At 34.3% G+C, this 24,042-nt stretch carries 24 protein-coding genes and 1 pseudogene; 5 read left to right on the top strand and 20 right to left on the bottom strand.

What is annotated here, in order from left to right; translation table 11 throughout:
* Positions 1 to 397 precede the first annotated feature (397 nt).
* The 9 genes and pseudogenes from SM124_RS06755 to SM124_RS06715 all read right to left on the bottom strand — a co-directional run bounded on the left by SM124_RS06755 (position 398) and on the right by SM124_RS06715 (position 8,284).
* Positions 398 to 1,375 carry an alpha/beta fold hydrolase gene (locus SM124_RS06755; RefSeq protein ID WP_322445739.1) on the bottom strand — a complete coding sequence of 326 codons (978 nt, stop codon included), beginning with the start codon at positions 1,373 to 1,375 and terminating at the stop codon, positions 398 to 400.
* Between the two features lie 167 nt (positions 1,376 to 1,542).
* On the bottom strand, positions 1,543 to 2,160 hold the full coding sequence (locus tag SM124_RS06750; protein WP_322445738.1) for a kinase: 618 nt from the start codon (positions 2,158 to 2,160) through the stop codon (positions 1,543 to 1,545).
* Positions 2,161 to 2,295: 135 nt separating this feature from the next.
* On the bottom strand, positions 2,296 to 2,931 hold the full coding sequence (locus tag SM124_RS06745; protein WP_322445737.1) for an FMN-dependent NADH-azoreductase: 636 nt from the start codon (positions 2,929 to 2,931) through the stop codon (positions 2,296 to 2,298).
* 132 nt (positions 2,932 to 3,063) lie between these two features.
* Positions 3,064 to 4,914 (bottom strand): ABC transporter permease subunit, encoded by a 1,851-nt coding sequence (locus tag SM124_RS06740; RefSeq protein WP_322445736.1) that lies wholly within the window; start codon positions 4,912 to 4,914, stop codon positions 3,064 to 3,066.
* A 295-nt stretch (positions 4,915 to 5,209) separates the two neighbouring features.
* Positions 5,210 to 5,350 (bottom strand): hypothetical protein, encoded by a 141-nt coding sequence (locus SM124_RS06735; RefSeq protein ID WP_322445735.1) that lies wholly within the window; start codon positions 5,348 to 5,350, stop codon positions 5,210 to 5,212.
* Positions 5,351 to 5,480: 130 nt separating this feature from the next.
* Complete coding sequence (locus tag SM124_RS06730) at positions 5,481 to 6,002, bottom strand: DinB family protein (protein WP_322445939.1); 522 nt, start codon at positions 6,000 to 6,002, stop codon at positions 5,481 to 5,483.
* Positions 6,003 to 6,126: 124 nt separating this feature from the next.
* Positions 6,127 to 6,438, bottom strand: coding sequence for a hypothetical protein (locus tag SM124_RS06725; protein ID WP_322445734.1), 312 nt, complete (start codon positions 6,436 to 6,438; stop codon positions 6,127 to 6,129).
* A gap of 15 nt (positions 6,439 to 6,453) precedes the next feature.
* Positions 6,454 to 6,600: pseudogene (locus SM124_RS06720) on the bottom strand (GNAT family N-acetyltransferase); the annotation flags it as partial.
* Positions 6,601 to 6,700: 100 nt separating this feature from the next.
* Complete coding sequence (locus SM124_RS06715) at positions 6,701 to 8,284, bottom strand: serine hydrolase domain-containing protein (protein ID WP_322445938.1); 1,584 nt, start codon at positions 8,282 to 8,284, stop codon at positions 6,701 to 6,703.
* A 194-nt stretch (positions 8,285 to 8,478) separates the two neighbouring features.
* Here SM124_RS06715 and SM124_RS06710 point away from each other — a divergent pair, with 194 nt between their 5' ends.
* The 4 genes from SM124_RS06710 to SM124_RS06695 all read left to right on the top strand — a co-directional run bounded on the left by SM124_RS06710 (position 8,479) and on the right by SM124_RS06695 (position 12,221).
* Positions 8,479 to 9,033 (top strand): sigma-70 family RNA polymerase sigma factor, encoded by a 555-nt coding sequence (locus SM124_RS06710; RefSeq protein ID WP_322445733.1) that lies wholly within the window; start codon positions 8,479 to 8,481, stop codon positions 9,031 to 9,033.
* Positions 9,023 to 10,411: a DUF4179 domain-containing protein gene (locus tag SM124_RS06705; protein WP_322445732.1), complete on the top strand. Its 1,389-nt coding sequence runs from the start codon at positions 9,023 to 9,025 to the stop codon at positions 10,409 to 10,411. The genes SM124_RS06710 and SM124_RS06705 overlap by 11 nt, the downstream gene beginning before the upstream one ends.
* 82 nt (positions 10,412 to 10,493) lie before the next feature.
* A complete protein-coding gene (locus SM124_RS06700; protein WP_322445731.1) occupies positions 10,494 to 11,405 on the top strand; it encodes a tetratricopeptide repeat protein in 912 nt (303 codons plus the stop codon).
* 132 nt (positions 11,406 to 11,537) lie between these two features.
* Positions 11,538 to 12,221, top strand: coding sequence for a YfjL-like protein (locus SM124_RS06695; protein WP_322445730.1), 684 nt, complete (start codon positions 11,538 to 11,540; stop codon positions 12,219 to 12,221).
* A 43-nt stretch (positions 12,222 to 12,264) separates the two neighbouring features.
* Here SM124_RS06695 and SM124_RS06690 read toward each other — a convergent pair whose 3' ends face one another.
* From SM124_RS06690 to SM124_RS06665, 6 genes are all read right to left on the bottom strand, one after another.
* A complete protein-coding gene (locus SM124_RS06690) occupies positions 12,265 to 13,809 on the bottom strand; it encodes a hypothetical protein (protein ID WP_322445729.1) in 1,545 nt (514 codons plus the stop codon).
* A complete protein-coding gene (locus SM124_RS06685; protein WP_322445728.1) occupies positions 13,802 to 14,359 on the bottom strand; it encodes a sigma-70 family RNA polymerase sigma factor in 558 nt (185 codons plus the stop codon). Before SM124_RS06685 ends, SM124_RS06690 begins: the two co-directional genes overlap by 8 nt.
* A 353-nt stretch (positions 14,360 to 14,712) precedes the next feature.
* Positions 14,713 to 14,868, bottom strand: a complete 156-nt coding sequence (locus tag SM124_RS06680) for a DUF3934 family protein (protein WP_322445727.1) — start codon at positions 14,866 to 14,868, stop codon at positions 14,713 to 14,715.
* Between the two features lie 41 nt (positions 14,869 to 14,909).
* Complete coding sequence (locus tag SM124_RS06675) at positions 14,910 to 16,205, bottom strand: serine hydrolase domain-containing protein (RefSeq protein WP_322445726.1); 1,296 nt, start codon at positions 16,203 to 16,205, stop codon at positions 14,910 to 14,912.
* On the bottom strand, positions 16,202 to 16,795 hold the full coding sequence (locus SM124_RS06670; RefSeq protein WP_322445725.1) for a TetR/AcrR family transcriptional regulator: 594 nt from the start codon (positions 16,793 to 16,795) through the stop codon (positions 16,202 to 16,204). The genes SM124_RS06675 and SM124_RS06670 overlap by 4 nt, the downstream gene beginning before the upstream one ends.
* A 123-nt stretch (positions 16,796 to 16,918) precedes the next feature.
* On the bottom strand, positions 16,919 to 17,629 hold the full coding sequence (locus SM124_RS06665) for an aspartate/glutamate racemase family protein (RefSeq protein ID WP_322445724.1): 711 nt from the start codon (positions 17,627 to 17,629) through the stop codon (positions 16,919 to 16,921).
* Positions 17,630 to 17,733: 104 nt separating this feature from the next.
* Here SM124_RS06665 and pdxR point away from each other — a divergent pair, with 104 nt between their 5' ends.
* Complete coding sequence (pdxR, locus tag SM124_RS06660) at positions 17,734 to 19,131, top strand: MocR-like pyridoxine biosynthesis transcription factor PdxR (RefSeq protein WP_322445723.1); 1,398 nt, start codon at positions 17,734 to 17,736, stop codon at positions 19,129 to 19,131.
* Positions 19,132 to 19,177: 46 nt separating this feature from the next.
* Here pdxR and SM124_RS06655 read toward each other — a convergent pair whose 3' ends face one another.
* The 5 genes from SM124_RS06655 to SM124_RS06635 all read right to left on the bottom strand — a co-directional run bounded on the left by SM124_RS06655 (position 19,178) and on the right by SM124_RS06635 (position 23,863).
* Complete coding sequence (locus tag SM124_RS06655; RefSeq protein WP_322445722.1) at positions 19,178 to 20,323, bottom strand: hypothetical protein; 1,146 nt, start codon at positions 20,321 to 20,323, stop codon at positions 19,178 to 19,180.
* Between the two features lie 90 nt (positions 20,324 to 20,413).
* Positions 20,414 to 21,679, bottom strand: coding sequence for an ABC transporter permease (locus SM124_RS06650; protein WP_322445721.1), 1,266 nt, complete (start codon positions 21,677 to 21,679; stop codon positions 20,414 to 20,416).
* Positions 21,676 to 22,554 (bottom strand): ABC transporter ATP-binding protein, encoded by an 879-nt coding sequence (locus SM124_RS06645; protein ID WP_322445720.1) that lies wholly within the window; start codon positions 22,552 to 22,554, stop codon positions 21,676 to 21,678. The genes SM124_RS06650 and SM124_RS06645 overlap by 4 nt, the downstream gene beginning before the upstream one ends.
* Complete coding sequence (locus tag SM124_RS06640) at positions 22,555 to 23,316, bottom strand: hypothetical protein (protein ID WP_322445719.1); 762 nt, start codon at positions 23,314 to 23,316, stop codon at positions 22,555 to 22,557.
* Positions 23,291 to 23,863, bottom strand: a complete 573-nt coding sequence (locus SM124_RS06635; protein WP_322445718.1) for an RNA polymerase sigma factor — start codon at positions 23,861 to 23,863, stop codon at positions 23,291 to 23,293. The genes SM124_RS06640 and SM124_RS06635 overlap by 26 nt, the downstream gene beginning before the upstream one ends.
* Positions 23,864 to 24,042 lie beyond the last annotated feature (179 nt).

Raw genomic sequence — 24,042 nt, 5'->3', positions numbered from 1 at the left:
CTAAAGGTGGTAACTCTTGTTCAAATGCGTATGTACAAGGTGCTAAATGGAGGAAGGTAAACAGTATGGTTAAGGTTAGTGTTAAGATTCGAATAAAAATAACCTACTTTCATTTCTTTTTTGGTATTATTTGCATTTTTTCATTGAGTATACCTAGTTAGATCATTGCGGACTCGAGTGGATTTTTGTCGAAAAAACGATATTTTTAAAAAATCGATGATATCTTTCTAAAAAGTGATGATATATTAAAAAAATCGATGATATATGATCCAAAATCGATGATATAGATTGAAAAAACATTTTAAGAGAGTTAAAAAGTCAGCACTTTGCCTCCCATTCCATAAAAAAAGAAAAGTAGACTCAGTAAAATTGATCTGTGAGTCTACTTTTCATGTGTTTAGCCTACATGTTTTATTTTAATTTTTAAACATTCTTTATTAAATTTATCTGTTTCTTCATAGTTTGGTAGATGACCTGAATTTTCAAACCAAATCAATTCTTTATATGGACATTCAAGTATATGAAAATATTTTTCTGCCAATTGAAACGGGGTCTGGTAATCATGTTTTCCCGCCATGATGTAAACAGGTACATCTAGTTTGGGAATCGTATTAATGGCATTGAATTCAATCATTTGTGGCCATAGAGCGAGAAGGGATTGCTTCCCAGCCTTCATGTATTTACTCCAATCTTTAAATGTATATTCCGTTGCAAACAACATATTGGAATAAATAAGGTCCCATGTTGAAACTCCAATGAACGATCCTCCAAACTTCTCTAGCCATTTCCTCTGAGTATCCAAATAATTCATATCCGACGGGTCAAATTTATATTTCCCTAGTTCTTTTAATGCTCTTCTATTATTCAAATTCTTTGCCTTTTCTAATGTATATTCATAGGAAATTTTTTCCCCATCCTGCATACTGACTACCTGTCCGATTCCAATGTAACTATGTATATATTCTGGTACTTTTTGGGTGACTAAAGTACCTAGTAGGGAACCCCAAGAATGACCTACCAAAAATAACTTTTTCTGTTTAAAACGATTTAATAGGTATTCAATCACCTCAACAGTATCATTAACCAAACATGCTATTGTAAGATCCTCACTCTTTAAGCCTTTCGAATAAGAAAGACCTGCTCCTCTTTGATCCCAATTTACAACAATAAAATCTTTTTCTAGTACTTTTTGAAATTTAGGTGCAAAGCCTATCTGTGCCGTTCCAGGCCCTCCATGTAAAAATAACATAATGGGGTTACTACAATTCTCTCCTCTAATCAATAAAGTTTGATTAAATCCCCCGATGACTCTTTCTTCTAAAGAAGCAACAGATACAAAATTACTTACTATTTGTTTCGTTTTCCGTTTAAACATCCTTGCGCCTCTATTCTCCCTAATTAAAACAATTACTTTTTTTTGTCTGTTATTCACTCTACTAGATATAATACCATTGTACTATACAGGAAACTTCTTGAAAAATAGGAATTTTTTTATTATTTTGTGATTAGCACAGAATTCACCTAGTTATTTTAATTAACTGTTCATTCAAAATTAATAATCAAATCTGCTATTTCCATTGGCTTTACTACCTTTAAGTAATGGTCTTCTCCTAACCAGTAGCGATTTTTGTACTTATTTAATCTAGACTCAAAATCACCGATATAAGTATCACGAGTTAACACCCTTTTATACCGAATGTCACGAGGGCAATCTATATAAATCACAAAGTCAAGATAGTCTCGCCACTCGTGTCTCTGTAAAAATATACCTTCAACTAGAACTATACTTCTAGGGGTAAATGGAATTTCTTTAACTTCATATGTATCTGTTGAGTTGTTGTAAAATGGTAAATGAATGTCAGAGTTACTTTGTAATTTTTCGAATAGATCATTAGATAACTTCTCTACATCCCATTGCAATGAATAATATTCATACCATTCTTCATAACCTGTATGATATCGTTTGTTTCTTTCAACGATATGGTCGTCAATATGAATAACCACTACATCTATATTTGTTAGCTGTTCTTGTATTCTTTTCACTAACGTCGTTTTCCCCGCACCACTTAAGCCATCGATTGCTACTACAAAAGGCCGATCGAGTTTAGATTTATTTATATAACATTCGTTTAAGAGATTAATAAGTTCGTAAGTTTGCATAAATTCACCTTTCATTCGTCCCTTTTTCCCAAAAATTTCACCGAAACTGACCTACTTTAATAAACGTTTCAAACAAGAAAAAAGTTTCACCCTTATAACAAAAATAGAGCTAACATCAAGTTAGCTCCATTTTATTTAAAAAGTATGCGCCATATCTTTCGCCCGGGCAATGGCGTTTTGTTTAATATCTTCTGCTTTGTCAGGCATAGCATTATGTCCTTCTACAAACAGTCCTTCAAAGGAAGGAACCCCGTAAAACTGCATGATAATACTTAGGTAACGGTGACCCATTTCCATTTCAGCAGCTGGGCCTTCGGAATAAATACCTCCACGTGCTTGAATATGCAACGCTTTTTTATCAGTTAATAAACCAACTGGCCCTTGTTCCGTATATCTAAACGTCTTACCAGCAACAGAAACAGCGTCGATGTAAGCTTTCATTACTGGTGGAAAAGAGAAGTTCCATAATGGAGTAACAAATACGTATTTATCTGCTGCAATAAATTGTTCAACGATTTCAGATAAACGACCTACTTTTTCTTTTTCTTCAGCAGAAAGGGCATCAAACTCTTGTCCTGAGCGAAGTTTCCCCCAACCACTGAAAACATCCACATCAATTTCTGGGATATTTTCTTTATATAAATCAATATTTACGATCTCGTGATCAGGATTGGCCTCTTTGTATGTATCAATAAAAGCCTTACCTACTGCCATACTGTAGGATTGAGTGTCATCATGCGGGTGAGCGGTAATATAGAGCACTTGTGTCATCGTATCTATCCTTTCAAATTTTGTATTTTCGTTATAGTTTTTAACATTTGAAACTTTATTATTACTACAACCGAAAATAAAAAGGAACTCACTATTTGAATGTGAGTTCCTCTTATGAATGGTTATACGATCTTATACACTCATCTTCTTACCTGAATCATTTGTAACCCAACTTGATATGTGAGATACAGACGTCTCGTCCTTCTCAGCCTCTTCTCGATTCTTCATGTACCTTCGTTTATCTAGAAAATCCTTCAAACCTGCACCGAATAAGTTTAGGCCGATAATGGTTAAAGCAATGAAAAGTGATGGGTAGAACAGAAGCCATGGTGCTATTTGTATATCATATAAAGAGTTCGAGAGCAATGATGGCCAAGTATGTGTCAGACTTAATGCATGGTATCCTTTTTCTGGAGTGAAAACCATGTTTTGCGCTAAGAATATCCCGAGAATTCCAAGACCACCAAGTAGGACCATAATGCGAGACATATCACTTATGAAAATGTAAATGATTTTCTGATAGATGTTTGGAATGTAATATTTTGTAATGATATCATACCAACCTGTACCCATAGACACAGATGCAATATAATAATCAGTCTTATTAATCTTCGTAAATTCCTGCCTCATGATTTCACCAATTCTCCCTACATCTAAAATGGCAATGGTGAATACTAGCAGTGGGTATCGGCTATATGATTCTATAATAGACGGCATACCAGCAACTAACATGATTAATAATATCGTTGGTAAAAACGAAAGCATGCTGTTTGAGAAGCCAAGTAAAGCTCTTGCCCCATTATGTATGGACGCAAAATACCCAAACGGAATACTAATGACAAATCGAATAATAACAATGACGGCTAGCTCTGTGAGAGTTTCTCTAGCTCCTAGAACAATTTTACTAAATAAATCACGTCCTTCTCTATCCGTCCCAAACAAGTGTCCGTCACCTGGTGGAAGAGGAGGCTTTACTAACTCTCCATTCTCACCATATCTAATATTAAACCCTTCCAGTTTACTGTCAACGAAAGGTAAAATCGGCCCAAGTACAGCCAATATAATCATCACTGCCAAAATAAATGACCCGAAAGCGAAGGAGGGATTTTCTTTACTAAAATGGTACATGAATTTAGCAACTTTCCTATAGGGAAATGTTTTCAGAAATTGGTATATAAATTTAACCGTCCTATATTTATTGACATCAGATATCGTATCTTCAGATAACTCATGTTCTAGACTGGTAGGAAAGATAAAGTACTTAATAAAATCCGTAATCCATAGACTGATTAATACTAGTAATAGAAAAGGCAAAAGCAGCCCTAAAATTAAATATGTATCTTTATCTTTAATCGCAAGAAGGATATGATGCCCAGCACCCCTATAAAAACATAATCTTTCGATAATCGGTATACTGCTAATAATGATTAACATAAGTGTTTGCGTATAACTAAGAATGGTTGGCCATGCATTCCAAAGTAAATGCTTCAAGGTAATAGCAAGATGGCCGGTTCCTTTCGAGAGGGCAGTCCTAACATAGTCCTTATCCTTTTCAATTAATAAAGAATGATAAGTGATGTTTGAGATATAAAAGGTAGGGGTTATGCTCATAATGATGATAGGGAATAACAGATGGAACCAGGTTTCGTCACCAAATAAATCTAGTTCAATCAGCTGTGCCCTCATTAATAGCAAGATGATATATTGCACGGTAATTAATATAAAAAAGTCCGGTACGGCTCCAAAGATGGTGTTGTTAAATTTGTGTATACTACTCTGAATTTTTCTTTCTCTTACAATAAACTGAATAATCCCTAGAATAATGCCCAATACAATACTAATAAAGTAAGTAGGAAGAATAATTTTTAAGCTTTTAATAAAGACTTCGGGAACGATTTCGATTACAGCAGCATTCCGAATATTATTCCCGAGTGATTGGTTTACGAATAAATCACGATAATACTCAAATGCAATCTGAAACATGCTATTATTTCCGCCCATAAAGATTATTCCAGTAGACAAAAAAACAAAATAGACAATAGTAACAGAGGCGAGAATTACAAGAATGAGACTCCTCAGCATTTTGTTCAACAGTAAAAACATAGAACCACCCTCTATGAAAATTTTATAATATAAATTTAATATAATTGTAAAATTTGTAAAATTCAACCATATACACTAAAAAATATTCAGAATTTTTTTATATAAAATGAAACTTTTTGATAAACATACAAAAAAGAGATGCTCACAATAGAACATCCCCCTCTCTATGCTATTATTATTTTTCAGACGAATATGGATTTCCACTAATATTTACTCTCATTTCGTCTGTAAGTACAAATGGTTGACTTTCAACGTTTTCATTTGGATTTTGACTATTCTGAATACTCCCGTCATAATGCATTGGTTTTCCTTCCATTTCATTCACCTCCTAATCCCTAGTATCTAACACTATTGTACTGATTATTTATTCCTAGTAGTAGATAATTTTGGTAAATAACCCAATGTAAATTTTGGTAAAAATGCATCTATAGGTTCACAATCTTCTCCTACACTCTATTTTCCAACAATCGCTTCAGTATTCGGATTTGGCCTCTATGGTTAATTTCATCTTCCATCACGTGATACCAAAGCCAGTAGTGATTATGGGCAACACCGTTATCCCATTTCTTTTCCACTGATAACCAGCTGTCTTTCATTGTTTTTAGTCGGGCTAAAGCTTGAGCTCTTGTGGTACATAGTTTTTCAATGTAGTAAGACAATGGTTGATTTTTGTATTTATCCCTTGCTTGCTCACCAAGTTCTAAGGCTGCTCCCCACTCTAACAACTCTTGGTCATTTAAATCCCTATTTTCGAATGAAATGACTTGATGGACAAAATCAATCGAAGCAATATGCATAAGTAATCCACCAATAGTGTTTGAATAACCTTCTGGTAAAAAATCTAAATCTTCCTGGGTTAAACTTTTAATATCATCCAATAATACAGCCCGAGAATAATCTAACATTGAAACTAGCTCACCGATTTTTTCATCATAGCCTTCTATAGGTATTATTCTAAAATCCATTATCTCTACCCCCCCTTTTCATTTCTTTATAGACTACCAGTAAAATAATAAAGTTAAAGACTGATATTATTTGGGTAAAAATGGTATAATAAAATTGACCATATATAAATTGGTGAAAATCTGCCCTTTACATTTGTAACATCAACAGAAAATCTTCTTCACTAATTTCCTTTTTATCCTTTACTAAAATAGTTTGAAAAGCTTTATATAAACTTATAATTTCTTCTTGCTGGTTAATGAGTTTAATACTTTTTTCGTATTCTCCTTCATCTTGAAATTTCATTATTTCAATCCACTTTGTTTCGTCCTCCTTACTTTGCAAATATATAGATTGAAAGTGAATGTACTTCTTATATACTTCAGCTACTTTCTCTTGAAGGGCTAAATAGTCTTTTACTTTCTCTGTTTGAATGTGGTATTGGTAAACTTTCACGAACATCGGCTTACTCCTACTTTATAAGACTTTTTCAAGTATGATTTTATGTCGTCCTTTAGAATCTATATAAGTACTTGTGACATCAAACCCACTTTTTATATTTAAAATAAGCATGTTTCTCCACTTGTTCATTGTTTTAGTCTGCACTACATTATATCCCTGTTCTGAAATAGAGGTATTGAATTTTCATTATTTCTCCTTAACTATTCTAAGTAAGAAAAAACTAGAAAGTCTAATAGCTTCCTAGCTTCTCTCTACCATTTGTTTAGTTTAACGCAAAAACTTCATTACTAATTCTCGGATTTCTCCATGCAAAATCAAACTCTATGTTCATGACACCATTGATTTCAATAAAACCAACATGGCCATATTCCTTTGTGAGAAACTGATTACTTAATATTGCTTGAGCTTCTATATCCTGACCTGTCTGATAGTCTTTAATCATTAAAGTTGATGAATCCTTTATCCATACCTTATATGTTTCTATTTCGTCACTATAAGCACCTTCCAAGTTCTCCCAATCACTAGGATTCGGTTGATATCCTAAGGTAATGATTGAACAGTTTCTACTGTTTATCATAACCACTTTTTGTTGATCTGGGGTCAGCTCTGGGAAACCTATGATAAACTTATGGTCTCCATTTTCATTGATAGCAATATAGCTATCATCATTAAATGGTATTAGTTCATACTTATTGTCATTATGTTTTAAATATCCATTAGATATCTCCATGATTCCCCAGTAACCATGTAAATAAGTGCCTTCAAAGTCTTTCCAAAGAAATCTGTCAGTTACCTGAATCCAGTCTTCTTTTTCAACCTTTTCATCCTTTAGTAGTTCATCAACGATATCGTAACCTAATTGAAATGCTTGATCTCCGTTTGCTAAAACGATAACAGCCATTCCTTTTTCCGGTACAAGAATGAATTGACTCGTAAAATTGTCATTAAACTGACCATAGTGCCAGAATCTTTTGATTCCATCCTTTACTTCTTGAAAGAAGGATATTCCACATCCACCATTTGTTTTGTTATACCATTTTGCTTGCATGGTTCTCATTTCTTCAATAGAGGATTCTTCAAGAAGTCTTTTCCCATTAAACAATCCGTTATTTAAATGCAGCATCGCAAAATTACTCAGGTCCTTAATAGACGAGTATGCATATGAGCATGGATAGTTGGATGTATTTTCATATAACTCGTGAATGATCTGCAGGTTACCTTCTGCATCTTTGTTATGTGGTAGTGCCAATGGATAGGTCGCAGCTTTTAATAGACTGTACGTAGTCTGTTTCATTTCCAAAGGTTTATAGATAAGCTCCTCCATCAATGTTGCAAAAGGTTTTTGCGTTACTGTTTCGGCTACAAAACCTGCAATATTTACTCCATGATTGCTATAAGAGTATGCCGTACCAGGATAAAAGTGTTGTGTTAACGTTGGGACAACTTCTTTCATATAAAGATAAAGACCCTTTTCATCTTTATAGCCACTTGGCAACCCTCCTGTCGGTAGACCTGTTGAATGGCATAAAAGCATTCTCATCGTTACTAGTTTGGAGTATTCCTCACTATCTGTTGTAAACCAAGGCACATATGTGCGAATAGGTTCATCTAAATCGATTAAACCCTTCTCCACAAGCATCATAATCATCGTTCCTGTAAGAAGTTTACTGACAGAAGCAATTCGGAACAATGTCTGTTCACTTACATCTGCTCCCCATTCTTCTACGTTTGTCTTCCCAAAGCCTTTTGATAACCAAACTTGCTTTTCTTTGATAATCGTTACAGCTGTGCCAGGCACTTGATTTTCTTGCATATATTTATTAATCATTGATTCTATATTTTTCACAGTCAAAATAAAACAGCTCCTTTTTCTATCTGTTTGCTTTATTATTTTACCATTAAATTCAAATTATATGGAGGATTTTTGATAGAATGTCATATGGAGTCAATACTTTTTAAATCTATTACTTTTTAAAAAATTGAATTCCTAACCTAATGTCTTCTCGTCTAAATAGTGAATTGATAAGGAGGGCATATCAAATGGAGACTTCATTGAATGAGGATGCTTTGATTGAAATGAACATAGAAGCACAGCTAGAAGCCATCATGATTGAGTATGGAACGGAACTTAGTCTATTGGCTTATACATATGTAAAAAATGTAGAGACCTCAAAAGACATTGTTCAAAATGTGTTTATTAAATGCTATAAACATCTACATTCGTTTCAAGGACATTCTACTGTTAAAACGTGGTTATATCGTATAACCATTAATGAGTGTAAAGACTTTTTAAGGTCTGCTTTTTTTAGGAAAGTGATTCCTATTGGACTGATAAAGGATGAACAAAAGCAGGCAACCAACACTCCGGAAACAGCTTTGATATATAAGAGTAATCAACAGGAGATGTTGAATACAATTCTACTACTTCCACCCAAATATAGAGAGGTTATCTTACTTTTTTATATACAAGAACTCTCCCATCAAGAAATCATTGAAACACTTGGAATCAATAGTAACACGTTAAAAACAAGACTAAGTAGAGCCAAGGCACGGTTACATACGATTATGGAGGAGGAGTTTAAACATGGACAATAAGCTAAATAAATTAAAGGAAGAATTAAATAATCCAGAGATGCGTCAAGCCCTTACTTTTACTCAGCAAGACCGTGATATGGTATTTCAAGTGATTAAACAAAATAATACAGTTACTCATAATCACCCAAGGAAAAACCATATTAATAGATTTGCTATACCAGCGGTTGCAGCAAGCTTACTAATGGTTGGTTCTGTATCCTTCTCCCCTAATTTGCAAGAAACGTTAGCCAAGGTTCCTGGAATGGATTATCTATTCGAACTTTTTGCTGATGAAGGTGTTCAAAAGGCAAAAAAGGAAGAGTTATTCTATAAACTAAATGAAAAAGTAACTAGCAACGGAATTTCTGTAACCATTAACGAATTATTATATGATGGCAGTCGATTAATCATCCGTTATACCGCTGAATCTGACACTAAAATAGTTAGCGGTCAAAATGCCGCACCAGGAAATATGCTTTTAACTATTAATGGAGAGGAAGATAATTATAGCTTAGGTTCCACTGGGCACCATGAACAATCATCTAATAGGGAAGAACTTTTACTTGAAGTAAGTACAAGTAAATCGTTGCCGGACCAGTTCGAGTTGGGGATATCCTTTTTAAAGATTGGTGAAACGACTGGTGATTGGACATTTGAAATTCCAGTTAAGAAAAATGAGAAGCTGACCCATACGGTTAAAACGGATATTTCAGCTAAATATAACGAAACAGATACTACAATGACAGTTCAAGAGGTCAATTTTTCTCCTACTGCTATTGCAATTAAAACACAAGTGAAAAATCCTATATATTGGCATGATAGCATTCAAAAAATGGTATCTAAAAATGAAATAACGGAAGGAGATCCATTTATTACTTTTGAAGTGATTGATGACAAAGGTTATGTATTACCATATATAAAGGTGGATAATCCACTCCATTCCCCTACTATCATGGTTATGCCTTATGAGGACCTTTCGTATTTACCTGAAACACTAACCGTTAAGACGATTATTCAGCGGGCTTGGGGAGCTGCGCTTGAAGGAACACCACATAAGTTTGAAAATAAAAAACCATTGTTATCAAAAATACCTTATTTGGTCGAGCAAGAGCAAAATGCTGGTTTAATTGTATCAAAGGTTGAGGAAATAAACGCTGAGATACATGTACACTATGAAATAAAAGGAAATATGCATCTTAAGAGAAACTCCATTTATCTCTTAACAGAACAAGACAACGAGAAGATTACACCATACAATTATTCAGAAATGGATTACTATAAAAGAAGTCATATAGCCAAGTTTAAGGCAAACAAACCATTAGAAAAGCTTTTTATTGGTACAATGAAGACCGATTATCGAGAAATTAAGGAACTAGAAATAACTATTCCGATAAAATAAGAACATGGAGGGAGAACGTATCCTCCCTCTTTCTTGTGTATGTTAAAATGAGCTATTAAAGTAATGAAGGAGAACACCATCTTTGAATATAAATCAAAAAGCGATTGAGTTGTTGGAAGATAACCGATATGAAGAATCTTTACAACTATTTAAAGAAGCGGTCCAACATTCTAGAGATGTTCAGTCTTTAACAAATCTTGCTTGGATTTACTGTTATGAGGAGTACTCAGACTTAGAAGCACTTCCATTGTTAGAAGAAGTCATTTATATGAAGCCTCTGAGTTATTTTCCATATAACTTATTAGGGGAAGTTTATTTAAGACTTGAAAAGTGGGAGCTTGCTAAGGATGTGTTAGAAAAATCGATATCTATCCGCCCCACTATGACCGCTTATAATAACCTAGGTGTTTCTCACTATTACTTAGGGAATTTTCAAGAAGCAGCTAAGTTCTTTCTTTTAGGATCAGAACCTTCTGATTTTGCCCTGTATAGTCATGTTCTTTGCCTAATTAAAACGGGTGCGGTGACCAAAGCGAGAAAAATTCTCGATACCTTTTCAGAACAAGATTCCGAGTTTATTGGAGAAGTAGATCTTGCTGATTTATATGTTGAGCTAGGCTGCTTTCAAGATGCCATTACATGGTTTAAAAAAGGTTGGGCTCATTATTATAAGCAACCCAGTTGGATTAATCGTTATGTTTATTCTCTTTTAAAGCTACAGTTAAAAGAGAAAGCCCAAAAACTTTTATTTGAAGTAATCAATGAAAAAGTGGCTGAATTAAAAGATGTAAAAGAAGAATGTTGTGATGAGACCTGGACAGAAATCGATAAACAAGAAATGATGGATGAGCTTGCTGATGAAATTAAAGTATACGAAATGATGATTCAAAAGATCTTGCCAGGCTATATTCCCGAATTTGTTTTTACTCCATCCATTAAAACTGCCTGCTATCTTTTTGGTTGTAAGCGACATAATTATCCTGAGTACAAGTGATAGGCCTCTTAAATGGAGGTCTTTTTTCATATATGTGGATTTTTTTTCAAAAAAATCTTGTAAGCACCTTCATTTTTGGTGTAATATTACACTATAAATATATAATTACCATTTCCCTGAGAGGTGTTAGTCGTGAGTAAATTAAAATGGGTAGGCTTAAGTTTTTTATCGCTGCTGCTTTTGATTGGTGGTTTTCTTTACTCCCAATTCTTTGGACTTCCTTGGGAGAAAATAAAGGCAGAAAAGATTCTTACTGAATATGTAGAAGAAAAATATGAAATTGATGTGACTGTGCAAAAGTCGTTCTTCAATTTTAAAGATGGAAGTTATGGGGTTCATTTTATTTCAGAGGATAACCTAGCTTTTACAGCTGATTATGGTAAACACCGCCCACAACCGATATGGGATTACTACCCTGAAGCCGTTTGGAATCAACAAATGGAAAGAGAATTAGGTGCTACGGTAAATAAACTTTTTCCTACACATGATCGTATAGTATTCAGTGGAGCATACGGGGTAGGTCATGATTTAAAAATAGGGAAAGAGATTCCACCATTTGATGAAGTTAATGCCGAGTTTGACCTGTATGTTGGTGAAAAGTCTCTTTGGAGCAAGGAAAAAGAAATCGAAGTGTATCAATCCCTTTTTGCCCTTGTTGAGATTTTAAAGAACAAAGAGATCGATAACCTAAATATGATGATATCCTTTCATACAGAGGAAGATACAAAGATGTCACACTATATTCATGTAAATTCTAAGGACTTAAATAAAATTCACACATGGGAAGATATTAAAACCCTTCAAAATGAACAGTAAAAAAGACTTCCTATATTAGAAGTCTTTTTTACTCGGAACAATATTACTTTGTAGGTTCAAACCATTTAAACAGTTCCTGATGTTCAGTAAGATTAATTTGTTGAGTTAGTACTTCATATACATAATCTCCTGATTGACCAATATAATGGATGTCTTCTTCCCCTCCGACTTTTAACTCGTAGCCGTCCCACTTGATTCCATTTGACTCAAATGAGACCATTTTATCTCCTCGTTCTGTGTTAAATTCATTCCAGGAGCTAACCACAGAGTCCTTATGATACATTCGAACATATAATAGCTTGGGTCCGGAATGAACTTCCTTTTTATCACGCTTATAACTATACGTTAAGTAGCCATGTCGGTAATCCTGATACTTATGGTAACTAGCTGAGAACAGCTCCATTTCAGGATGAGTGAACTCATATAAAAAGTCTAAGTTCTTGCGTAGCACATTTAGTACAGTTGGGACTTCTTCAGTAAAGCCATCTGCATGCGCTAGGATTTCAACTTCCTTTTCCTCTGGATTGTCAAACTCTTGTTGACTAGGTACGTCTTTTTCGTACCCCTCTAAATTAGGAGTAAACTCTTTTGAATCTAAAGGTATATTGATATCAAGCCATTCAGGATGAAGATAACACGTTAAATTCCCCTTTGCATCATATCCTTCAAATTTTAAAAGAATCCCTGTGTCTTTATCAACCCAAAAACGGAATGTATTCATTTTGAGCATTCTTTCAGTTTTAGGGTTGATTTTCCCTTTTAAGACAATAGTGTTGTGTCCTAAAACTTCTTCATTTTGTTTTTCAATTTCCCAAAGGTCTTGTTCTTTCGTATAATTTACAGTCATAACCTGTGGAAACAGCGTTAGTGCAGCGTTTCCTATAGGTGGGTGCTCCCTTAAACTCTCTTCAACAATTCCTTCTTTATTTATTTTATAGACATCATTCATTGTGATGGTGCCTTTTTTACGAGTGAATTTAAATTGCTCCTCTTGATATGATTTTCTATCGTCATGCAAGTACCATATTTTCCTATTATTAATATACATGCGCATCCATGCATTTCCATTTTCATCGAGACTATTTACATATCCCCCAATACCAATTCTTTCATTTAAGCTAATTTTGAATTCGGTCGTGCTATGGCTTTCAGAGTCATCATAGAAAACATTATGCCAATCAAATTTTCCTGAAGCCGTTTCGAAATGGTCAATCGAATTTAATAGTTTCGTTTGGACTTCATCTTTGGACATGTCTTCATAAGATTCTTCTTTTTTCGGAGGTGTAAAGGCTGTTTCTTTTTCATTTATATGGTTTTCCTCTTTTTTACTTTCATTTGGAGCAGCGTTCTCTTCTGTTTTGAGTAGACCTAGTTTTTCAATCGTAAAATAACCAATACCCATTAAAAGAAGGCAGGTCACACTCATGCTCAAAATGAAGTCTAACTTCGGTTTAATATGAAATCGATTTTTCTTTTCTTGTCTTTTAATTGATTGTCTGACTTTTTCTTTATGTTCTTCGTGAAAGTCGATATCTTTAAGGACTGTTTCATTCATCTTCTCTTTTAAGTTACTAAACATATCATTCATTGTCTCTACTCCTTTCCAGCAAGTTCTTCAACAAATGACGGGCCCTATGTAGTCTTGATTTAACCGTTGGCATGTTTAGTTGCAGCAAATCAGATATTTCATTGTAGGACAATTCTTCGTAGTAATATAAAATAACGATTTCACGATATTTAACGGGTAAAGATAATATTTTCTCCGAAATTAGTCTTCGATCCTCTGAATCTAGTAGCTCCGATTCCGGGGTACTATTCGTTTTTTTTGTCTTGGAAAAAAACTCAGTTACTAAAATATTTCGATAAGCCCAGCTTTTTAATTTGTCCTTACACAAATTGACCGTAATACGGTAAACCCACGTTTTATAGGAAGATTCATTTCGAAAACCGTCTAAATTTTCATAGCACTTGATGAACACTTCCTGAGCAACATCCTCTGCTAACTGCTTTTGCTTCATATAATTAAAAGCTAAACGGGTCACCGTCCGGCCATATTCATTCATTAACCATTCTAATCTTTCTTCTTTACTCATGTTTTCATTAATATGACTCATTTGCTCTCTCTTTCTTTCAATCATAGGCCCCCATCACATCCTTTCGAAATATTAGACGAAGAAGTTTTGGTTTGGTTTTAAAAAATTTAAAAACCTATTATCTTGTTGGATAATAGGTTTTTAACAGGTCCTTTATTTGTGTACGTTTTTATAAACACTATTTTTAATTGTATCACATCATAGCTTGATGTGAGTGAAGATGGTGATTCGCAAAATTAAATGGTTTTTCGCAAGATTATCTTGGTTTTCGCAAGATAATTTAGATTTTCGCAAAATTAATCACTTTTTCGCAAAAAAGTTAGATGGTTTCGCAAAAATAATATAGCGAGGCCACTACAGAGTGCATTTGGAGATAAATTAATACTGGATAATTAGTTTTACTTTTCATTTTCCGTTGCCACTCGGTTTTTTACGCCTTTACTTACGTATGGTTTAGCGCTTTTTGCTTTGTTTGCGCTTTTTTGCCAACGATTCCAGCCTTTTTTACCGGTACCTTTCCCGGTTCCGCCACCCTTACTTTGTCCTTTTGCCATACTTCATCCGTCCTTTAATTCCATTTACAGTACAATCTGTATTATCTCCTATTTCTCTCTAGAAAAGTATAGTTTGTTTCCACACCCGCACAATTTTTCACTTTTACTAGTAAAGGTTCTCCACTCTCATCTATTTCAAACGTGTATGTATCGTTTATAAATTCACTTTTACATACTATAGTTGTGTTCGTAGCATTGACAGGTGTTAATCCAAATCGATAAGGAACTCCGTACATTTTCGGAATCGTTGCAAATAATCTTCCATTTGAATAATCAACCTTAACTGGAGCATAATCACCCGTTAACAACTCAAGTGACAAAGGCTTCTCTATACGATTAAAGTCTTCCATTTCCACATACGGTTTACCCAACACTATATTGGCAAGGGTTTCGCTAATATGAGTTACTGGCGTAATGTTCAAGTTACTTAACACAATAACGGTTAATTCTTCTTCTACAAAAATGGTAAAATGGTTCACGAATCCGTTAATATCACCGAAGTGACTAACGATTTCCCCCTCTTCTTCAACAAACCAACCATAACTGTATGGCATTCCATTTGCATGAAACATTTTGGCCTGCAATTGAGCATCAACCAGTTTATTTGAAAGCAGCGCTTGACTCCAAACATATAAATCCTCAACCGTCGAATAGATTCCGTATGTTCCTAATGGAAAACTCATATCAATGAACTCTGTATGTATAATTTCCTCCTGAATCGTATGACCCGTTGCAAGGTTTGGCACAATCGTTCTGCCATTGTCTACCCCGGTATTTTTCAGACCAATTACGTTAATGATATGGTCCTCAATAAATTTTGCATAAGTTTGCCCAGATGCTTTTTCCACAATGAATGTAAGCAAATGATAATTAGAGTTGCTGTAATCCATCTCCACACCAGGTTCAAAATCCAGTTCCATCTCAACAATTTCACTAATGATGTTTTCCAGTGTATTAGGAAGTCTCATCTTATGAGTCCAATAATCAGGGGCCGAAGTAAAGTTAGGAATACCCGATGTTTGCATGACCAAATTTTCGATACTGATTTTATGTCCATGTTTGTACTCTGGAAGAAATGCGTCAATGGTATCTTCTATCGACAACTTACCTTGCTCGTGTAAAATCAAAATAGCCATAGCCGTGAATGCTTTCGTTAGGGAGCCTACTCTATATTTTGTCGTTGACGTGCTGGGGATTTGATACTGATATGAAGCTTGACCATACCCTTTACTAAACAAAACTTCCCCTTTATATCCCACTAATACACTACCATTAAAATATTGATGCTTATCTAACTGATTCATATAGTTGTGAAGAGTTTCTTTGATTAAGTTCATGTTCTCATTCCTATTCCTAAAATTCTTTCTGCACTAACTTTAAATTGATTCATCTGTTCACTTGAGACATTTTCATTAAAGGTGAGACTAATTCCATTTAAGAAGGAAAAATAAGACCAACATGTGAGGCGGACTTGATCATTATGAATCATCCCCTCTTCCTGAACCTTTTTCACAACTTCCTCCAGAACATCAATATATTGGTCGGTATAAGAGTAAATTTGATTCACAATAGAACGAAATCTCTCTTTTTGCCCGAACACATACTGAACGAGTCTTAAGTAATCTGCTTGTTTCATATAAAAATCCACATGTAAATGTACCATTTGCGAGAGTTGTTCTAGTGAATTACCTGTAGTCGATTGAATGAGTCCAACCTGCTTTTCATAAAACCAGTGTTGTGGACCAATAACGGCTTTTTCAAACAAATCCTCTTTGCTACTAAAATATAAAAATACGGTTGCATGGCTAATTCCAGCTTTTTTTGCGATGCTACTAATCGTTGTTTTCGTAAACCCTTCTTGACTAAAACACTCAATGGCTGCTTTTAATATGTTGTTTTCCGTTTCTGGGGATTTCACTCTAGGCATATTTTTACCTCACACATTAATAAATAACTAATCAGTCAGTTATTTATAGAATATAGCAATTTTCTAGTTATGTAAATCCTTTCCTTCAAATCAAATAAGAGAAGTCTTGGTGACTTCTCTCACTCATTCATTTCTCACCACTAAGCTTTCTAACGCGATTTCGGCTACTTTAGTCGCATGAATCTTAGTCGTATCAAACAACGGTATTTGCGTATCCTTCTGACTGATTAAAAGTGGAATCTCTGTACATCCAAGAATAATTCCCTCTGCACCTTCTTTGATTAGTTTCTCAATTATTTTTAAATACTCCTGCCTAGACTCTTCTCTAATTTCACCTTTACATAACTCATCATAAATAACATCATGAACGATTTGTCGATCGTCAACATTTGGTGTAATTACTTCAATTCTTTCCTTGTTCAATAGTTCCTTATAAAAAGGTTGTTCCATTGTAAACTTGGTTCCGAGTAGGCCCACTTTTGATATATTTTGTTCTTTGATTGCTTCTACTACACAATCCACGATATGAACTAAAGGTACTTTACAGGCTTGTTGTACTTCATCTGCCATTAAGTGCATCGTATTCGTACAGATTATGATCAGCTCTGCTCCAGCATTTTCTAAACCCTTTGCAGCTTCTACCATTCTATCTGTCGCTTCTTCCCATCTACCCTCCCGTTGCAATAGAGCAATTTCTTCAAAATTAAAAGAATGAATGATACATTTCGCCGAATTCAATCCTCCTAATTGTTGTTGAACATACTGATTGATATAAGAATAATAAACACTTGTTGATTCCCAACTTAAACCACCAATTAATCCAATTGTTTTCATATCCTACTCCTCCTTGTCTATAAAACTAAGTTATCATGTTATACTGGTCTTATATAGGTCCAAAAATAATTAATTTTTATAGTACCAGATTAACAGGAGGTTATATGTGGTTTCAGATTGATCGATCAAATGATAAAACGTTAACACAGCAGGTATATGAGCAGTTGAGGCAGTTTATATTAAACGGAGATATGAAAAAAGATGAAAAACTCCCTTCTACTAGAGAGCTAGCTTCATCACTTGGCGTTTCCCGGAATATTGTTCTTGAGGTTTATGATCAGCTAGTTGCAGAAGGTTATTTAATCGTTCGCCCGAGAGCTGGTACATTTGTGGCACCTGGTTCTCTTTTTCAAACTAGTGGTTCCAAAGAATCTCTACAAAAGGAAGAGTTCATACATAACAAAAATCAAGATATCATTGACTTTAGAGCAGCCACTCCAGCGATGGATCATTTTCCTCGAAAAACTTGGGGAAGGCTCGCGAAGGACATTTGCTTTGATGTGCCTGATATGATTTTCGGCTATCAATCTTCTGATGGTCTCCCAGAATTAAAAGAAGAAATTTCTAGATACATTTTGCGTTCAAGGGGAGTCGTGTGTCAGCCACATCAAATTATGATAACCTCTGGAGCTACTCAAGCTTTGTCCTTAATTACGGAAATATTAATGAGAGACAATCAAAACGTAGCGGTTGAAGACCCCGTGACAGATGAAATGCGGACCATTTTCTCTTATCGTGGAGCCCATTTATGTCCCATTCCGGTAGACGATAAAGGAATTCAACCTGAGTTTTTATCAGAAGAGAGCCCACCAGGATTTGTTTTCGTCCTACCTTCTCATCAATTTCCAATGGGTGTGACCCTTACTATTCAAAGAAGAATTCAATTAATCGAGTATGCTAGAAGATGTAACAGCTATATTGTTGAAGATGATTATGATAGTGAATTTACATATGAGGGAACACCTGTCCACTCGGTTCAAGGGCTAGATCCTGAAAGAGTGATTTACGTTGGCACCTTTAGTAAAATTTTATCCCCTGCTCTAAGGATTGGATATATCGTCTTACCAACTGGACTAGTTGATGAGTTTAAAAAGTTAAAATGGTATACGGACCGACACCATCCATCTCTTGAACAGTTAATTCTTACACGTTTCATCAGAGAAGGCTACTTAGATCGACATATTCGAAAAATGAAGAGAATATACAAACAAAGACGAGAAGCTCTCGTGAATAGTTTAAAAAGACACTTTCCCGGTTGTACTATTTTAGGACATGCGGCTGGCATGCATTTAGTTGCGGAGTTTCCAAATGTCTCTTTTACCCAACAAATAATAGATTGGGTTTGTAAGCATGGTGTAAAAATCTATTCCGCTGAACAGTATTCCTTACTAAAGGGTTCGCACGAAAATAAAATTGTGTTAGGATATGGAAGTTTGTCAGTTGAGGTAATTGAAGAAGGTGTCAGAAGGATCAAAGAAGCTATGGTTAGCTTTAGTGGATAAAATTCAAAAGCCAGTTTACAGCAATTGTAACTGGCTTTCTGAAGGACTAAAGGATATCCACTCTCTTTTCCTTCCTCATTCTTAAGAATATAACGACCATTGTTAAACTAACCAAAGCGATATAGCTCGTTGGGGTGACGAACTTCGGTATATGCATATGCCCCATTAAATCTATCATGTACTTGTACAGCACACCTACGATTAGGAATGCTAGGGGAACTTGAGCTCCTATTACTGTTATATAATTTGGTGTTACTCTCGATAAATACGCAACGATTAGTGTTGTCATCAGTCCAAGAACATAAATGGCTAAAACGGTTAAAATGATATATTGCCCAAATGTTATATTCATCCAATATTCATAAAAATTCATATTTGAATTAATTTTAGAAGAAAAAAACATATTGGTGTTATTTTGACTATATATTGTGAAGAAGATAATTAACTGAACAGAAATTATGATAAAGGATGCTAATAAACTAGCAACTAATTTTTTATTAAATAAGGAGCGCCCAATTTTTGATGTGTATTGTAAATACTCTAGTTTCTTCCTTTTATCTCGTAAAAAAATGGGTGTTGTCATGACCATGATGCTTAAAAGAATAAGTGTAGTTTCATTGACAATTAATTGATTGTAATTGTCAAAAATATTAGTTGGAAATATGGATTTCATTGTCCCACTTTCCTTTAATTCTTTAATCTGCTCTAATTGGGCTTGATTAATTGGGTTAATGCCTAATGTTTCACTTTCCATGGAAAAGTCTATATTTTCAATTAGGTATTCTCTTGCTTGTAATTCCCAGAATAAATCCACTTTCTCTTCGAACATAATTTTATCAGAAAGTTTCTTAATATTTTCATTCGTTTCTATATCAATAGAGCTAAATTCTTCATACGTTTTTATACCAGTGTTTTTAAAATCTTCTCTTCCTTGAAGTAATTGATCAGCCTCTTTTACTCTTTCGTTGTATATTCCCTTAAAGTCTAAGTACTCCTCATCTTCTAGGGTATGACCATAGTCCTCTATCATTTTCGTTGTTACTCGGTAAATATCTAAGTCTGGCCTTCCATTTGGAAAATGAGTAATGTGAAAACTTAGAAATAGCTGATACATGATAAAGCTTAAAGTGGCGATGATGAGGACAATCTTCCAATTAAATATTTTTCTTAATTCATGTAAAAGTACGTTCATGTTATGAATCTCCTTCATTTATAGCTGTTTTCATAATGATTGTTTTCATTGGTATAAATAGCCGATTTTTCCGTTGAGTGTATAAGCCAATTATAAACTTTGCCTATTAAAACTTTTCATTACCAAAAAGCATAGAATAGATAGCAACACCGTCCAAATCATAACCGTTCCATATTCGTAATATTTAAAGGTAGTGAATGCCCCACTTTCCATAAACCATAGAAATGGGTTTAATATTAATGAAAACGGTGTGAAGTGAGCGATAAAAATAAGACTTGAATTCGGTTCGATTATTGTTGGAATCATAATAGATAGACCTAAAACAATCATAAACATACAAAATACTATATAACTATTTTTAATAAAGTTTGTAATAACAAAGGTCATAGCAACAAATAAAATCTGACAAATGTATATTAATACAACAGACCACAATAAATACTCTAAGACGGATAAGTCCCACCAGGATATATAAGGTTTATTATATTCGGTGTTAAAAGCGCTACTAATGGGTACATTCCAAACTTTTGAATAATCAAACACAAGGAAGTAGAGGAACAATGTCGTCCCTACAATAATCGTTGTGACAATCATTGACGATAAAATGGATACTGTAAACTTATCTCGAATTAGTTTTCTTCCTCTTTTAGTCGAGTAAGTGACATGATGAGTTCGGTTTTCAAATTCGTAGTTTTGTATAAATCCAGTCATTAAAACCACTAAAATCATTAACTCAAAGAGAATGAATCGAAATAAATCCTTGAATAGTAAAGAGTGCATTCGGTAAGCTGTACCTAGGAAAAATAAATTCTTATGTTCTTCATTTTCAATCATTTCCTTGAACCTAACATCTAGTTTCTTATATTGGTTCCGAACCGTCTCTACGGCTGACCCCGATATCCGATGCATTTTAATTTGAGTCTCAGCCACCTCAAGCATATCCATCTTCCTGTAAGACTCATCAATTCCTTGAATCATGCCTAAATAAGATTCTGTAATGAGCAACTGAGAAATAAGATTGAGTTCCAACTCCGAAAAAGTATTTATTTTTTCATAATTGACGTTAAAATACTGTGTTAATTCGGTTCCATCTTGGAAGGTTGTTTTGAATTTCTCTGATGTTAATTCATTCACCTTTCTTAATTGGTCCTGATAAAACTGAACAAATTCAGTTTCCATCTTGTCATCTATTTGATAACCAAAACGGTCAATCAGTTTATTGATGATAGCAAGATCCTTTCGTACAAAGGAGTGTTCATACATTAAAAAGGAATTAAACCCGATAAACAATATCATTAGTGTAAGAATAATAGGAGCGGAGAACACTTTTTTTAGTTCAAAAACTTTTATGTTCATAGAACATCATCCGTCACCATGTCTTGATAGATATATAGAAATACATCTTCTAGGCTAGGTGAAACCGAATTCCACGCTGTATTTGGACTAGTCTTAGAAATAAATCGTAGTTTTAAAGAATTCCCCTCTTGTTTCTCTGACAATGAGAAATATTGTTTACGAAAACTTGCTGCTTCAGGGTAGTCTATATAGGTTTCATAAACCATCCCTTCAATCATTTGGCATATATTTTGAATGGTATCTTTATATAAAAGCTGTTGATCCTTTATCATGACGATTTCATTCGCAATGGACTCAACGTCTGACACGATGTGTGTGGAAAGGATAACAATTCGGTCTCTTGCTAAGTCTGTTAATAAGTTTCTAAATCTGACCCTCTCTTTTGGATCTAGTCCCGCTGTTGGTTCATCAAGTATCAAAATTTTCGGATCGTTTAACATCGCCTGAGCAATTCCCACTCGCTGAATCATTCCACCAGAGAACTTTTTCATTTTCTTTCCTTTTACATCCTCTAATGCTACCAATTTAAGTAGCTCTTCTACACGATCTTTTGCTTTCTTTTTGTCGATACCTTTTAAAGCAGCAATATAAAGAAGATATTGAGTTGGACTATAGTTGTTATAAAACCCGAAATCTTGTGGCAAGTATCCTAATAAGTCTCGATACTGCTCATCCATTTCAATAATGTTTGACCCATTATAGAGAATTTCTCCTTTTGTCGGAAAAATTAAGGTACTTAGCATTTTTATTAAGGTAGTCTTACCAGCTCCGTTTGGTGCTAGCAACCCGTAGACTCCATTAGAGAATTCCAAATTAATATCTTTAAGAGCACAAAAGCTTCCAAAGTTTTTCGTTACATTTTTCACGACTAACATTTATAACACTCCTTCTGGATCTCGATAGAAAATTAGATTTTTTAAATTTTTCATGTAGAAGTAACCACAAGTTAATATAATCATTAGGTGAACAATAAACGGTATGTGGCTTAAAACAATGGTATAAAAGGGTCCACTAAAGATACTTAACATGATATTAATCCCTACCCATCCAATCATGACTGCGATTCTCTTTACCTGTGAACGGCTCTTCATGAAGACATATAAGAATAAAGTAGCTGAAATACTTAACGATGTAATTGAGATCATTAATGCATTTATGATATTTAAATCTGGATGTACAGCAAACATGAAACTGAGGACAACTGTATTAATCAAGACAGAGACGACACTAAATACAAGCATTCGGAATGCGGCTAGTTGATACAAATTGTATTTACACACCATCTCGACCTCAAAGGTGCTTTTGTTTCTAAGATTGATAAAGAATAAGAATGCCATTGAAAAGTACACAATCGGTGAAAAGATAAAGATATAAGTGTAGGCACTTCCTTCGATCAATTCTCTTTGGTCAAAACCTTGTAAGCCAGTAAAAAGTAGAACAACAGTAGCCAATAGTAAAAAGAATAGGATTTCAGTTACATCACGAAATAGGTATTTAAAGCCTAGTTGTTTGTACATGTTCATTAAATATGTAGGGAAGGATTCCACTGGTTTTACACCCTTCGCTACAATCAATTGAATTTGATTTTGGATGGTTAAATCATCCGGGAAGTCAATTGGAAGCTTTTCTTTTTGCATGGTTATCCTCCTCAATGGTTGATTTAACTCTCTTTAGCATCGAGTAATATTTCGTTTTAATCGTTGCTTCTGGCAGCTGCAGTATACTAGAAATTTCGTTAAAGGTGTATTCAGCAAAAAGTTTTAGACGGAATATTTGTTGGGTGAAAGTATCTAACTTGCTAACCACTTCCGTTATCTTCTCCACCTCTTCTTTCCGTTCAATGGAAAGAGTAAAATCTTCTTCACTCTCTACTTCATAATCTTCAATCGATTCAGTGAGGCGATCACTTTTATAATTTTTGGATCGATACCAATCAATGACTCTATTTGTTGCAATTCTGTATATCCAAGTTTTAAACGAGGACTTAGATTCATCAAAATGCTGAATGGAATGTAGCATGCTAATAAAAATTTCTTGCGTTAAATCCATGGAAAGCTCTTTATTTAACGTTTGTTTATAGACATAAGCATAGATTTCTTTGTAATAGGAGGACACCAATTGATTGGCAGCTTCCTGACTACCCTTTTTCTTGATTAATTGAATCCACTTAAGCTCATCCTTCATATTTCACGCTTCTTTCTTGCTAGGCTAGCCTCTCAAATATGTATTCGTAATTAACATGTAAATAGTTTTAAAAAATATAATAAATTTCTAAATCCGATTTTTTCCATCCCTAATAATAAGCTAGTTTGATTGCATAAAAAAGCACTTTAACAATTCTAAGTTAAAGTGCATACAAATTT

Origin of the sequence: Robertmurraya mangrovi, assembly GCF_034427655.1 — a bacterium.
Lineage (GTDB): Bacteria > Bacillota > Bacilli > Bacillales > Cytobacillaceae > Robertmurraya_A > Robertmurraya_A mangrovi.
Note: the sequence above shows the minus strand (reverse complement) of the source record. Positions and strands in the feature narration are given on the sequence as shown.